Below are 13,870 nucleotides of genomic sequence, written 5' to 3'. Positions count from 1 at the left end.
TTAGTTATGAAATACATTAAATAAAAAGTTATGAGAAAATTTATAATTAAAATATTTTTAGCTTCCTTACTCGTTATAGGATCGCTAACGAGTTGTACGGGTTACAATGAAGATGTAATCGATATGCTGGAGGTTAATAGAGCTTTTGCTCCTGTAGAACTTACTGCAACAATCAGAACACAAACTACAGTCGAGTTAAACTGGACTCCACGAGATAATGTAGATCATTATGTAGTTGAATTTAGTGCCGATGATCCAAATTTTACTACTATTGCGAAAAGTTTAGAAGTGAGTGCTTCCGAATTGCCTTTGAGAGTACAGATGGAGGGAGAAACAGTGTATTCTATCCGGGTAAAAGCCATTGTAAATGGTTTGGAAGATTCTAAATGGACTACTATTACGGCTAATACACTTACCGAGCAAATCTTTTTAAGTATCATCGATGGTGATATTGCATCTAAAGAAGCGACATTAAGATGGGTTGCTGGTAGTAATGTAACATCAATTGTATTGACTCCGGGAGAGATTACGCATACTATTACAGCGGAAGAAAAAGCAAATGGTATTGCTACGCTAACAGGTTTGAGTCCGGAAACATCCTATCAGGCGGTTTTATATAATGGAACAAAGAAAAGAGGTGTTGTTACTTTTACGACTGGTATTGATATAGGAGATGGTATTTTGGTAAAAAGTACCGATGATTTATTAGTTGTTATTGCAAATGCTGATTCAGGAGCAAAATTATTTTTAGAGCCTGGTGAATACAAATCATTTGGGACAGATGGAGTAACTCCAAGTACTGATATCGTATTGGCGAAATCAATTACTATTAGCGGAATTCCTGGAAAAACTAAGCCTGTTTTACGCTATAAAGTGACAGTTAATGCTGGAACTAGTAATGTTTCCTTACTGGATTTGGAATTAGATGGTAGGATATATAATACTACTAGTGGTTTACTTGAAAACATTACCAATGCAAGTGTTATTTCTGTGACGGGAGCGAGTTCAAATTATGGTGATTTTATAATTAGTGGTTGTAACATTCACGATTACACCCGTGCTTTAATTAGTGCAAATGTAAGTGCCGCCAGAGTTAACTCTTTTACGCTTGAAAATAGTATAGTTACCAATGTAAATACTAATATAGGTGCTGATTTTATTGATTTCAGAAATACGTATGTAGCTAATGTTACTCTTAAAAACAGTACTTTTGATAAATGTTCAACTTCACGAGATTTTGTACGTATAGATGCGGCAACAGGTCTGTCAGGAACAGGTTTAACTACTACAGTGTTAATTGATGGTTGTACTATTCATAATAGTACTATGTTGAATACAAACAGAATATTATATGTTCGTTTTCTAAATAATGTATTAACAGTTCGTAAAACGCTATTTGCTAATACTGCTGCTATTTATTCAAATCAGGCAAATACATCTACTCCTACTTTTACAGATAATAACTATTTTAATTCTCCGAATTTTAAAGATGCTACAATAACTAATAATAAAGTTGATGCAGCAGGAACTACTTTGGATCCAGGTTTTACAAATGCTGCAACTGGAGATTTCACCATTAGCAATCAAACATTAAAAGATAGACTAGTAGGAGATCCTCGTTGGATTAAATAATATTCAATATTATAATTTCAATAAAGAGGTATGCCATGTGTATACCTCTTTGTTTATACGATTGTTTTAGATTATATCAAATCTTACATTTTATCAAAACTATTTTTTTCCAAAAAAACCAAATCAATTAAATTATGAAATATATTTTAATGCTACTCTTCGTATTTAATCTTTCCTCTTGCTCAAATGACGAAACAGTGAAAGAAGTACAAGTAAAAACAATTGTAATTAATGGTGATAATTCACTAACAAGCACATCCAAGGAGCTCACAGCAACTGTACTTCCAGAGGATGCAACTAACAAAGAAGTAACTTGGAGTGTTTCCGATTCTGAGATTGCAGTAATTACTGAAACTGGACTTTTAACTGGAGTAAAAAACGGAACGGTAAAAGTTACCGCTACAGCCACAGACGGATCAGGAGTTAAAGGAGATAAAACCTATACTGTTTCGGGGATAACGGCACCAACAGTATTTGTAGAAAATGTAACTATTTCAGCGGCAGCAATCACTAACGGTCAGCCATTACAATTAACCACCCAAATTGCTCCTGTAAATGCTACTAACAAGACGCTAACTTGGACAACTTCAAATCAAACGATAGCGACAATTAGTACAGAGGGATTGCTAACTCCTAAAACTAATGGTACGGTTACTGTAACAGCAACGACTACTGATGGAAGCGGGAAAAGCGGGCAACTTGAAATAACTATTTCGGGAGTTGTAACCGTATATCCAACGACAGTACGAGGTGAAAGCATCTTGCTATGGCAAAGAAGTAATGGAGGATGGGGAAAAGCTATTGCTACTTTAAGTGATTACAATGTAGCACCAACAGAGCAGCAAAAAAATACTGCATTGGCTACAAAAAATAATACCGATACTACCATTGACAATGGGCATGTAGTAACCGAATTGAGATGGTTACTGGCCGATTACAAAACAACTCAGAATCCCAATTATTTAGCTGCTGCCGAAAAAGCAATTGATTGGCTGTTTTTAGCCCAATATGCTAATGGCGGTTGGCCACAATATTATCCTGATAAAAGTGGTTATAGACATCAGATAACCTATAATGATAATGCCATTGCAAATGTGATGAATCTAATGTGGGATATTATTAAAGGCAAAAATAATTTAGATCTTATAAATTCAGCTTATAAAGAAAAAGCAACTACAGCTTTTAACAAAGGAATTGATATTATATTACAAACTCAAATAACTTACAAAGGGAAAAAAACAGTTTGGTGTGCACAACACGATGAGGTGACTTTACTACCTGCATTGGCTAGATCGTATGAGTTGCCTTCTTTTAGCGGTTCGGAATCTGTGGGACTTGTACGTGTTTTAATGCTTGTGGAGCAACCATCTACAGCAGTAAAACAAGCGGTAAAAGATGCAGTTGATTGGTTTAATGGAGCTAAAATTACAGGAATTAAAACAGAAAAAATTACTGATGCATCTCAACCAACAGGGCAGGATGTTGTGGTTGTTGCTGCACCTGGCAATATAATTTGGGCTAGATTTTATGATTTGACGAATAGTTTACCTTTGTTTAGCGGTCGTGATGGAATTCCAAAAACGACTTTAGCTGAAATAGAAAACGAAAGAAGAGTAAATTATTCCTGGTATGGCAATTGGCCTAATGCCTTAATTGGTTCAGAGTACACAAATTGGAAATCAAAACATGGATTGTAATCAATAAATTATTTATAATCTTTAACTCATTGGGTGAAATTGTTTTGATAATTTCACCCAATGAGTTAATCTTTATGTTTCAAATAGTAGTGGAACTAAAATTAGCTTTAAATTTGAATTAGCTGTTTTTGTAAAAAATCAATTGGAACGGGCTTTAGCCCATTTTAATGTTAATATTCCAAAGAGACTTTAGTCAAAAACAATTGTTTATGTTGAAAGGTATGAGCGTTTTTACAAATTCATTCTCCTAAGAAGTATTAAATTAAAATGTACCAATGAAAAAAGCAGGTTTGTATTATAGAAACAAAAACTTAAAAAGAATATCATTTTTGTTTTTTGTTATTTGCTTTCAAAATCTAAATGCCCAATATCTAAAAGGTTTAACTCAGCTTAGAGATACTTCTTTTGCGACAGCGAGTGCTTTTAAAAAGACATTGAAATACCATCCTAATGTTACAATGGTTCCTGAAATGAATTTTAATTTTGTAAAACAAAAAAACAATGTTGTTTATTGCAGTTATGGTAAACGCAAAATGAAATTGGATGTTTTTTATAATAAGAATGTTAAGAAAAAACAAACGGCAATTATCATCATTCACGGTGGCGGTTGGCGTTCAGGAAGCAGAGAACAACACCATCCGATGGCGCAAAAGTTAGCGAGTTTGGGTTATGTGTGTTTCACCCCAGAATACCGACTTTCAACCGAAGCGCTTTTTCCAGCAGCTATTTATGATGTGAAGGCCACTATTCGTTGGGTTCGAAAAAATGCAGCGAAATATAATGTCAATTCAGATCAAATTGTGGCACTGGGATTTTCAGCTGGTGGAGAAATGGCAGCATTTATGGGAACAACGGGCAATATGCCTCTGTTTGAAGGTGTGGTGACCAATTCTAATTCGCAATCTCAGGTAAATGCAGTGGTGGATATTGATGGAACATTGTCCTTTGTGCATCCCGAAGGTGGTGAAGGCGATGATAGCAAAAATATTTCAGCAGCAACTTATTGGTTTGGTTATTCGAAAAAAGACAATCCTAAGCTTTGGGAAGCCGCTTCGCCTTTGAGTTATGTAAGTGCCAGTACGCCGCCAACCTTATTTATCAATAGTTCCGTAGCCCGAATGCACGCTGGACGTGACGATTACAGAAAGGTTTTGGATAAAAATGGCATCTACTCTGAAGTGCATGAATTCGAAAATTCACCACATACTTTTTGTCTTTTCAATCCTTGGTTTGAACCAACTATTCAATATATTGATGGTTTTTTGAAAAAAGTTTTCCTAAATAAATAGTAGTTTTAACCCGTTAGCTGTGATTCTTTTAGTGCAATATAAAATAAGGTTCAGATAGTCTAGACGATTTCTATATTACGCAAAGCTTAGCCTCAATATTGTCATTCCGTAGGAATCTCTAATAGTATGTCCATAAACATAGTCCTCACTGGTACAGAATAGCAGATAGAGATTCCTACGGAATGACAAGTTTGCTGAATATTGCGTTGTAAAATGTTATTGATAATGCTTTCGCACAATAAAATGAGACAAAAAAAGCCGCAGGAATTGCTTCTTGCGGCTTTTTTTTGAAATTTTCTGTTTGCACGGGCGGAGGGATTCGAACCCCCATCAACGGTTTTGGAGACCGCTATTCTACCCTTGAACTACGCCCGTAGCATAAGCAGCGAACTGCCTTGAGGGCGCAAATATAGGTTTATTTAGAGAAAAAACGAACAGCAGCAGCAAGTATAAACAATAAATTTTGTTGCTGTTTTCTAATGAAATGGTTAGGAGGTACTTGCACGGAAATATTTTTTATTTCTGGATGTTTTTTCTGGATTAACGGTTTGCAGCTTGGCGAAGTGGCGGAAATCGAAGCACGAATGTTCAGTTTTGCACAAAAGTTCAATCGAAGAACTGCCGTTGAATTTAGCACTGAACCCGCCATTTTGCCAAACTGCTGTTATGGGCTGGCGTTATTTCGGTCTGGTTTTATAGAAATCTAATTTGCAAATTCAGTTTGAAATAAAGTTGTCCGTCTTCTTCGTAAACCATTCCAAATCCGTGTCGTGAACTACTTGCAGTATCAAGTTTTGTATTAGATAACAAGTAATTTTCAAATTCATTTTTGTTGTAAATATGATAACATAAAATCTCTCCGTCTGACTTTACAATCAAATAACCTCCTGTTGCATCATATTCTCCTGTCCAAACTTTTGAAGGCATCATTCCCAATGCAATATCAGTCAGAAAACGTTTTATTTTGTAGTTATAAAATAGATGCTTATTTGATGTGTCAAAATTTAAAGGATTTTCATTTTCAGTTAATTGTACTAAATCTTCAGTTTTTGAATGATTGGAAGAGTAGAAATTTAGAACTACAAACGATAAAATTTGAGGTAATAAACTGTCAATCAATATTAAGTTGTTGTTAAAAATTGCTCGTTGAGTTTGTGAAAATTCAAAACTTCCCCCTTTGGATTTGATTTCATTTATCCTATCTTTTATTTTACTTTTCGTTGAAATACTATTGATTTCAATAATCTCATTTTGAGTAAGTTTCGCTCCGTTTATTTTATAAACAAAATTTGTAGTTTCTCCTGCATTCAAAAGGGTAGAAGGGTTTCCCAATTGCGATTTTATACTAAAGCCTAATGAAGGCTGTAATCCGGTTCGTTGGTCGTGAACAATAATTGTAATATCGGTTTTTGCAGAAGAACTTGCTTTAAGTGAAAGACAATTTATGCTTTGCATAAATTCTTCAATTTCAGGAATTGAAAACGTTCCTGATTTACTTTTTATTTCAGTTAATAAAAATTTTGCTCTTTCTTGAAATTCAGAAATTGGAATACGAAATACTTCTTCGTTTCCCGAAACAACAACTATATCATCTTCGATAGAATACTCGAAATTACCATTCACTTCTATACGAAGTATCTTTAAAATCGGATAAACAAGATTTTGAATTTTCTTGATTTCATTATTTCCCGGATGTAATTCTTTATCGCCTAAAAGTTTAAACAATGCGTAAATTTCACTCCATTCTCCTTTGTTGCCTGTTATCATTTGTTCTTAATGCCGATTAGTTTTAAAAGTTCATTTGCGGTTGCCTGTATTGCTGGTACGGCAACGGAGTTGCCGAACTGTTTATAAGCGGAAGCGTCAGCAACCGGAATTAAATAATTATCTGGAAAACCCTGCAATCTTGCCCATTCTCTCGGTGTCATTTTTCTAATTCCCTCACGGTTTACAGTTCCTTTTATGTGAGTTGTTGGTGTGAAGTCGGTAATTCTGTGGTCTAAAACCAAATTCCTTTCTCTGCCCATTCCCCCGACAACAATAGCGTTGCTAATTCCGTCATCAGGAATTATGGCGTAACCAAAACCATTTCCTTTACTTTCGTGTCTTGCTTTGTGGTTTTCTAAAGTCTGCACATATTGAGTTGAAAGAAAATATTTTGTTGCTGGAACTTCTTTTTCTTTTATATCTGCAAAAGTTACTTTTTTGTCTAATGGTTTTGGATAATTAAATTCATTAATTCCGGTATCTTTATGGAAACCGACAATGTAAATTCTTTCTCTGTTTTGAGGAACACCAAAATCTTTAGCGTTTACAATTTGTGGTTCGGGAACGAAATAACCTAAATCATTTCTCAAAACATTTAGGATTGTCGCTAATGTTTTTCCTCCGTTATGGTTTCTTAGACCTTTTACATTTTCTAAGAATATTGCTTTGGGTTGCTTACGTTTTATGATTTCGGCTACGTCAAAAAATAATGTTCCTCTCGTGTCTTCAAATCCTCCACGCTTTCCTGCAATGGAAAACGCTTGACAAGGAAACCCGGCACACAAAACGTCAAAACCGTCTGGGATATATGATTTCGTTTCTTCTTTGGTAATATCTCCAAATGGCGTTTCTCCAAAATTTGCTCTGTAAGTACGTTTTGCTTCTTTGTCCCATTCGCTTGTAAACACACACTTTCCTCCTAAATTTTGCAGTGCCAATCGGAAGCCTCCAATTCCGGCAAACAAATCTATAAACTTAAATTTCGGTTTTTCTGTTGGTGGAAATGGAACTTGAAAAGTATCGAAAATCCCATATTGTAAGGCTTCTTCTGCAACTTGTAAAGTAATTTTTTCTTCGGGGTATTTGTACTCCAAAATTTCTTTTGTGTACTTGACAGCATCTTTTTTATAAAATTGCGAAACTCCGTTTTTACTATTATGGAGATAATGGGTCAAAACCGCATCTTTATTGCAGTCAGGCTCTACAATTCTAATTTTGAATTGTTTACCTCCAACTTCCTCAAGCGATATTTTCTCTTTTAAATCCATTTTTAAATCGTTAATTACGGTTTCTATTTCCAAGGTGCAAGATAGTAATTTCTTCTCGATGTCTTTGCCCCAAAATCTTAAAATTGTCCAACCTTGTTTTGTTAATTCTTCGTTTACTTCTTTATCTCGTTCGATGTTTCTTTCAATTTTTTTGTTCCAAAATTCTTGGTTGGTTTTGTGGTCTTTTTTCCGTTCAAACCAATCTTTTCCGTGCCAAAATTCTCCGTCCACAAAAATTGCAAGTTTGATTTTTTTGAAAGTTAAATCGGGGTTTCCAAATACCGTTTTATTATTTTTTCGGTAGCGATGACCTCGAGCAAAAAGAGTTTTAGCCAACAAAAGTTCAGGTTTTGTTCCTGTCGATTTGTTCGCTTGCATATTTTTTCTTCTTTGCTCTTTGGTCAATTTGTCCATATTGCAAAGTTAGTCAAAGTTATATTTCTGGTTGTGTCAAACAGTCGTTTTTTGTCTGTTCGTTGATTTTAGCACGGTCGTTCTTACGCTTGCCCATAACGTTCCCGCGCTACACGCAGGTTGGGGTTAAAAATTATTTATTTTTCTGTTTTGCCGAAATTCGGCTGGTATTCTCAATCTTTAAATTAAACACTATTGCCCAACTTGCTTGTAGCGTGTGTTGGCAGTAGTATTTTTCGCTAATCTAGTTATTTTTTGTTACTTTCGCTTTTTAAACTTTTAAATTTTTAATTATGGGTGATAAGTCCGTCAGATTCGTTAGGAAAATAATTATTCAACCTTCAGTTGATTTTAATCAGGATACTAAAGATACATTAAAAAGCATTTTAAATTCTATGTATTTTAATGAGAATTTCGATTTCTACATTAATGATTTTAGTAAATACTTTACTATAGAAAACCTAACTTCCAAAGCTCGTATAGATTTTATAGATAATGATTTAAACATAAAGTTTATTTCTATAGTTTTAGATAAATCTTCTGAATCCTCAAATAAATTATTCAAATTATATTACGAAAATAAAGACAAATTTAATTTTGGAAATATTCACTGTATAGGTTTTTCAAAAAAATTAGACTTTGTTAGCGACGATGGTATAGATTTAGTAGTTTTAGATAACGGTAATCAACTGACGTACAATATACAAAGTTTAATAAATATGAATACTACCTATCAAACCATCCAAGAGGAGTAGACTCTTCGCTGTAGGTATTTAAAACTCTTACCAAATCTTTAGGTGTAATGTAAATATCAATTTTTTTACCGTCAAGGGTGTTTATGATAATGGATAATGTGTCATCCATATTCATTATCTTTTTTATTCTAAAGTCATTTATTCTACCTATTGCTATTTCGCAAGTTGGTTTTACAATCTCTTCTGTCATCTTTCTTTTCGGCAGTTTTTTGTAATATTACTGCCAACTTGTATATAGGCGAAACAAACCTTCGTATATACACCCAAAATAGGGTAGATTGGCGAAGGTTTGTTTCGCTTTATATATTTTCAAATATATTAATTTTTTCTTACAAATCATCAAAAGGACTTTTTATTTGTTGAATACTTTTCGTACTAACGTGGGTGTAAATTTCGGTTGTTTTACTACTGCTGTGTCCTAATATTTCTTGAATGTAGCGTAAATCGGTACCGCTTTCAAGTAAATGAGTGGCAAAACTATGTCGCAACCAATGCAAAGTGGCAGGTTTTGTAATTTCTGTTTTTTGTAAGGCTTGTTTTAGAATTAGTTGTAAACTTCGAGCATCATAAGGCTGACCTTTTATTTGTCCTTCAAATAAATAAGTGGTTGGTTTGTGGATTTTATAATACTCTCGAAGCATTTCCAAAATTTTTGGTGATAGTGGAGCAATTCGGTCTTTTTTTCCTTTTGAATTTTTGAGTAATATTAGATTTCTTTTTGAATCAATATGAACGGGTTCGAGTGCTAATAATTCGCCACATCGTAAACCACAACTGTATATCAGTGAAAGCATCATTTTATGTTTGATGTTAGAATGTGCATTTAATATCAATTTAATTTCTTCCTTGCTCAATACATTGGGCAAAACTTTAGCTCGTTTTGGACGATGAATTTTATCTACAAGCATTTTAGTTTCTCGAATGGTTTGAAAGAATAACTTAATAGCATTTACAATTTGATTTTGGTAGGATGCAGATAGATTGTTTTTTAGGATGTATTCGTTATTGTAAATAATCACATCTTCATTAGTAATTTCGGCAACAGCTTTTTTTCTGTAAAAGATTAAAAAGGATTTTAAAGCTTCGCTGTAAGTTATAATAGTACTTTCACTATAGCGTTTGGAGCGCATCCATTGCTTGAATTTTTCTATTTGTAGTATTGCTTCTTCCGAAGGAATAGTGTCTGATAATGGAGTGATTTTAAATCGGACTCTGTTTTCTTCGGTATCGGGAATATGCCAAGCCATTTTTTGTTGACTCCATCTGGCTCCGTCAATTTTTTTGATACGTGCAATTAAGTCGGCATTTTTTTCAAAATAGACTGCAATTCTATTTTCTCCTTTGTGTTGTATAACTTTGGCTGTCCAGTTCATATCCAATTGATTTGATGACTTAAAGATAAGTGATTTTCAATTTCAATAAGAATAACAATGATAATTTTAAAATTGAATGTATCCAAAAAGGATGTTGTATAGATGTTTTATTTGTATAGCTATAACAGGATTTATTTAATAACCTGTATAGTTATTTTAGGACGGAACAAGGACGGGACAGCTCCATAGATACCCCATACATACTCCATACATAGTTGCAGTAAAGTTTAATGAAAAATAATGCTTAAAAAGTAAATTCCAGACTTCTTGTTAAATAAAAAAAAGTACAGCGTGAACTGTACTTTTAGAGTATAAAAAATTAAATACTGTTATTTCTTCTCCGAAACAATACTAAGTGTTGTTGCCCCCCGCTGCCGCACGAATCCTTTCGTGTGGCTCGTCCGTTTAAATATCAAACATTCTAAATACTACCACATCGTCAATTAGTCCTTTTTGTCCGGAATAATCAATAGCACTGCTGTACACATAATCTTCTGCATTATAAACCAAACCCGCTTCTACAGGATTATTATGTACATAATCTATTTTTTGTTGAATAACTTTGTTACTCCAAAGTTCAATAGGCTTATTATCGTGTCTCCAAAACTGATGATGCTTTACATTAGAGCTTTTTTCAGCTTCTTTTTTGAAAAAATCCAACAAGAAGTCTTTCCTACTTTCTCTAGGGTTTTCTTTTATACTTTTAACAATCGATTGACTGGTAAATCTTTTTAATCGCCTATTAATAGTTCAGGATTTTGCCCTTCTATGCTTCTAAAAACCAAATGGACATGGTTAGTCATAATACACCAAGTGTGAATCTCTAAACCTTTGTTTTTTTGACAATATGTTAAGCTCTCCAAAAATAAATCTTTGTACTCATTTCTAGTAAATACATCTAGCCAACCTACAACAGCACTTGAGCGAAGCGGATGCACGAATTCCTATAAAAAATATTAGCCATGAGTAAAACTAATAAAAGACAATTCTTCAGGATTATGAAATTTATAATTTCTACTCATTTTTAAAGTTTTAAGAGTTAGAGTAAATATAGGAAATTTAGTTCTATTAAATACGAGCCACACGAAAGGATTCGTGCGGCAGCGTTAAGGAAATTTAGTTCTATTAAATAGGACGGGACAGTATAGTTATTTTAGGACGGGACAAAAGGAGGCAGCTCCATAGATACTCCATAGATACCCCATACATACTCCATACATAGTTGCAGTAAAGTTTAATGATAAATAATGCTTAAAAATTAAATTCCAGACTTCTTGTTAAACAAAAAAAGTACAGCTTTCACTGTACTTTTAGAGTAAAAAAATAAAATATTATTACTTCTTGTCAGAAACAATACTAAGCGTTGTAGCTCCTTGTGTCAAACCTTCAACATCCGCTTTTATCGAAATGATTCCGCTGTCTTTAGCGGCTTTAATAATCGCAATGGCTTTTCCTTGGTAGGCTCTTGTTTTCTGACCTTGGTAACCATCGTGGTTGATAATGTTTCCATTGTCAACAGCAATAATTTTACCCGAATCCGTAATAGAGAACTGGATTAAATGATCCGAATTGGGACATCTGATTCCTTTTTCGTCAACAATAGTTGCGGTAATAAAAGTGACATCATCCCAGTTATTAGCAACTGTGCCTTTGCTTTGCGTTAAAATAATTTTAGCAGGCTTTCCGGCAGAAGTGTGTTCTTCCTGAGTGACCACTTTTCCGTTGTTTTTCCCAACAGCTTTTATCGTTCCTTCTTCAAAAGTAACATTCCATTCTCTTGGCGAATCGTCAGCAGGTTTTTTCAATGAACCTAATGATTTATCGTTCAGGAAAAGTTCTACTTCTTCGCAGTTACTGTACACATTTACTTTGGCATTATCATAGGTGTCAAAATCGTTCGGTGTCCAATCGGAAACCCAAAAACCAGCACCCGCATTATCCGATTTTCTAACAATATGCACCACAGGTTCTGGAGACCACCAGCTGTCTCTTTGCAAAGATTGTTGCTTCCAGTTTCCGGCTCTGTCAAATAAACCTTGATTGTTAGTGGTTTCTGGCCAATCGGCTTCTCCCAGATAATCGTAACCGGTCCATAAAAATTGTCCTGCCATATAAGGCTTGTCTCTTAAAGCCAGCCATTGATTCAATACATGGGTGTTTTCGGTCCCAATAACTTTCCACTCCGGATGCGCTTCATGAGCGGCGATCAGTTCGTTTTCACGGTAATTCTGACCTACAACTTCCATCTGTGCAGCATAACCATTGTTATATACTTTAGAAACATTAGGTCTAAAAAGTGCCATCGTTACCGGTCGGCTGTTGTCGTATTTCTTTACCACATCTTCCTGCATCTTGTATTTTTTATAGCCTTCCGGATAGCTCAAATCATCATGGATTTCGTTCCCAATACTATAAATCACAATCGATGGATGATTCCGGTCTCTTAAAATCATGTCTTTGGTGTCTTGTTCCCACCATTCTTTAAAGTATAAATTATATCCTTTTTCACCATTGTGTTTGGCTGCCGTCCAGGTATCAAAAGTTTCATCCATAACCACAAATCCCATTTGGTCACACAAATCAAGAAATTCGGGTGCTACAGGATTATGCGAAGTACGAATTCCGTTTACACCCACTTCTTTTAATTTTTGCAAACGCTCTTTCCAAACGCCAAGCGGAACTGCTGCTCCAACGGCTCCACCATCATGATGCAGACAAACTCCTTTTATTTTGTAATTTTTATTGTTTAACCAAAAACCAGTTTCAGCTCTAAATTCGGCGTTTCTGATTCCAATAGTAATCGTCTGATTGTCGATAAGTGTTTTTCCGGAATACAATTTGGTATTCACCGTATATAAATTAGGTGCTTCAATATCCCATAATTTAGGATTTAGAATTTCGATTTCTTTGGATAATTCACTGGTTTTATTCGCTGCAATATTTTCCTGGCTTTCGCTGGATTTTACCACTTTTCCGGTATTGTCTACAACTTCAATTTGTAATTTATAAGTTCCGGCAGCTCCTTTATTTTCAATTTCAGTTTTGATACTCACTACTGCTTTTTTAGCAGTTGGGTTAGGAGTTGTAATTTGTGTTCCCCAATGTTTGAAATGTGTTTTATTAACAGCAACCAAACGTACATGACGGTAAATTCCAGCGCCTGTATAATAACGGGAAGCGGGTTGAATGGTGTTGTCGGCTCTAACGGCAATGGTGTTGGTTTTGTCTTTTCCAAAGTTCAAATAAGGCGTCAAGTCATAAGTGAAACTAATGTAACCATAAGGACGTTTACCTAAATGTGTTCCATTAATCCAAACATCACTATTGGCCATAACACCATCAAATTCAATAGCGAATAATTTATTAGCATCGGTAGCATCAACGGTAAAAGTTTTGCGGTACCAGCCAATTCCAGCAGGCAAATAACCTCCGCCACGGGCTGTTGGATTGTCTCTGTCATAAGAACCTTCGATACTCCAGTCGTGGGGAACGTCTAGATTTCTCCAGGTTTTGTCGTTAAACTCTGGTTTTTCAGCACCAGCGATTTCTCCTTTTGTAAATTGCCAGTTCGCATCAAAGTTGATGGTTTGTCTCCCTTGAGCGAAAATTGTCGTTGTAAAAGCTAAAAAGAATAAAAGACTGTAAGCTTTTATGTTTTTCTGTTTTTTCATTTTG

General features: G+C 34.7%; 11 protein-coding genes and 1 tRNA gene. 4 read left to right on the top strand and 8 right to left on the bottom strand.

Annotated features, from left to right (window positions below; genetic code table 11):
• Positions 1–30 precede the first annotated feature (30 nt).
• The 3 genes from AAGV33_RS07915 (at position 31) to AAGV33_RS07905 (ending at position 4,618) form a co-directional block, all read left to right on the top strand.
• Positions 31–1,632, top strand: a complete 1,602-nt coding sequence (locus AAGV33_RS07915; RefSeq protein WP_373391429.1) for a DUF5123 domain-containing protein — start codon at positions 31–33, stop codon at positions 1,630–1,632.
• 134 nt (positions 1,633–1,766) lie between these two features.
• Positions 1,767–3,329 (top strand): pectate lyase, encoded by a 1,563-nt coding sequence (gene pelA, locus AAGV33_RS07910; RefSeq protein ID WP_373391428.1) that lies wholly within the window; start codon positions 1,767–1,769, stop codon positions 3,327–3,329.
• A gap of 275 nt (positions 3,330–3,604) precedes the next feature.
• Positions 3,605–4,618, top strand: coding sequence for an alpha/beta hydrolase fold domain-containing protein (locus tag AAGV33_RS07905; protein WP_373391427.1), 1,014 nt, complete (start codon positions 3,605–3,607; stop codon positions 4,616–4,618).
• A gap of 304 nt (positions 4,619–4,922) precedes the next feature.
• Here AAGV33_RS07905 and AAGV33_RS07900 read toward each other — a convergent pair.
• The 3 genes from AAGV33_RS07900 to vsr all read right to left on the bottom strand — a co-directional run bounded on the left by AAGV33_RS07900 (position 4,923) and on the right by vsr (position 8,067).
• Positions 4,923–4,993, bottom strand: a tRNA-Trp gene (locus AAGV33_RS07900).
• Positions 4,994–5,311: 318 nt separating this feature from the next.
• Positions 5,312–6,385, bottom strand: coding sequence for an HpaII family restriction endonuclease (locus AAGV33_RS07895; RefSeq protein ID WP_373391426.1), 1,074 nt, complete (start codon positions 6,383–6,385; stop codon positions 5,312–5,314).
• Entirely contained in the window at positions 6,382–8,067 is a 1,686-nt protein-coding gene (gene vsr, locus AAGV33_RS07890; RefSeq protein ID WP_373391425.1) for a DNA mismatch endonuclease Vsr, read from the bottom strand. The genes AAGV33_RS07895 and vsr overlap by 4 nt, the downstream gene beginning before the upstream one ends.
• A gap of 293 nt (positions 8,068–8,360) precedes the next feature.
• On the opposite strand from vsr, the gene AAGV33_RS07885 reads away from it, so the two are divergent.
• Entirely contained in the window at positions 8,361–8,822 is a 462-nt protein-coding gene (locus tag AAGV33_RS07885) for a hypothetical protein (protein WP_373391424.1), read from the top strand.
• Here AAGV33_RS07885 and AAGV33_RS07880 read toward each other — a convergent pair.
• From AAGV33_RS07880 to AAGV33_RS07860, 5 genes are all read right to left on the bottom strand, one after another.
• A complete protein-coding gene (locus AAGV33_RS07880) occupies positions 8,794–8,931 on the bottom strand; it encodes a hypothetical protein (protein WP_373391423.1) in 138 nt (45 codons plus the stop codon). The two genes, AAGV33_RS07885 and AAGV33_RS07880, sit on opposite strands and share 29 nt — an antisense overlap.
• Positions 8,932–9,151: 220 nt before the next feature.
• A complete protein-coding gene (locus AAGV33_RS07875; protein ID WP_373391422.1) occupies positions 9,152–10,195 on the bottom strand; it encodes a tyrosine-type recombinase/integrase in 1,044 nt (347 codons plus the stop codon).
• Between the two features lie 405 nt (positions 10,196–10,600).
• Complete coding sequence (locus AAGV33_RS07870; RefSeq protein WP_373391421.1) at positions 10,601–10,855, bottom strand: hypothetical protein; 255 nt, start codon at positions 10,853–10,855, stop codon at positions 10,601–10,603.
• Between the two features lie 71 nt (positions 10,856–10,926).
• Positions 10,927–11,133 (bottom strand): transposase, encoded by a 207-nt coding sequence (locus AAGV33_RS07865; RefSeq protein WP_373391420.1) that lies wholly within the window; start codon positions 11,131–11,133, stop codon positions 10,927–10,929.
• A 396-nt stretch (positions 11,134–11,529) separates the two neighbouring features.
• Positions 11,530–13,866, bottom strand: a complete 2,337-nt coding sequence (locus tag AAGV33_RS07860) for a glycoside hydrolase family 2 TIM barrel-domain containing protein (protein WP_373391419.1) — start codon at positions 13,864–13,866, stop codon at positions 11,530–11,532.
• Positions 13,867–13,870: the final 4 nt, after the last annotated feature.

The organism is Flavobacterium magnesitis (assembly GCF_041729735.1).
In the GTDB taxonomy this organism is placed as follows: Bacteria; Bacteroidota; Bacteroidia; order Flavobacteriales; family Flavobacteriaceae; genus Flavobacterium; species Flavobacterium magnesitis.
The sequence above is the reverse complement of the archived record's forward strand: the minus strand, read 5'-3'. Positions and strand labels throughout refer to the sequence as shown.

Bases quoted from the DNA above. Each gene is read 5' to 3' on its own strand.
- AAGV33_RS07915 (WP_373391429.1), top strand. From the start codon at position 31: ATGAGAAAATTTATAATTAAAATATTTTTAGCTTCCTTACTCGTTATA.
- AAGV33_RS07885 (WP_373391424.1), top strand. From the start codon at position 8,361: ATGGGTGATAAGTCCGTCAGATTCGTTAGGAAAATAATTATTCAACCT.
- AAGV33_RS07880 (WP_373391423.1), bottom strand. From the start codon at position 8,931: ATGGATGACACATTATCCATTATCATAAACACCCTTGACGGTAAAAAA.
- vsr (WP_373391425.1), bottom strand. From the start codon at position 8,067: ATGGACAAATTGACCAAAGAGCAAAGAAGAAAAAATATGCAAGCGAAC.
- AAGV33_RS07875 (WP_373391422.1), bottom strand. From the start codon at position 10,195: ATGAACTGGACAGCCAAAGTTATACAACACAAAGGAGAAAATAGAATT.
- pelA (WP_373391428.1), top strand. From the start codon at position 1,767: ATGAAATATATTTTAATGCTACTCTTCGTATTTAATCTTTCCTCTTGC.
- AAGV33_RS07895 (WP_373391426.1), bottom strand. From the start codon at position 6,385: ATGATAACAGGCAACAAAGGAGAATGGAGTGAAATTTACGCATTGTTT.
- AAGV33_RS07905 (WP_373391427.1), top strand. From the start codon at position 3,605: ATGAAAAAAGCAGGTTTGTATTATAGAAACAAAAACTTAAAAAGAATA.
- AAGV33_RS07860 (WP_373391419.1), bottom strand. From the start codon at position 13,866: ATGAAAAAACAGAAAAACATAAAAGCTTACAGTCTTTTATTCTTTTTA.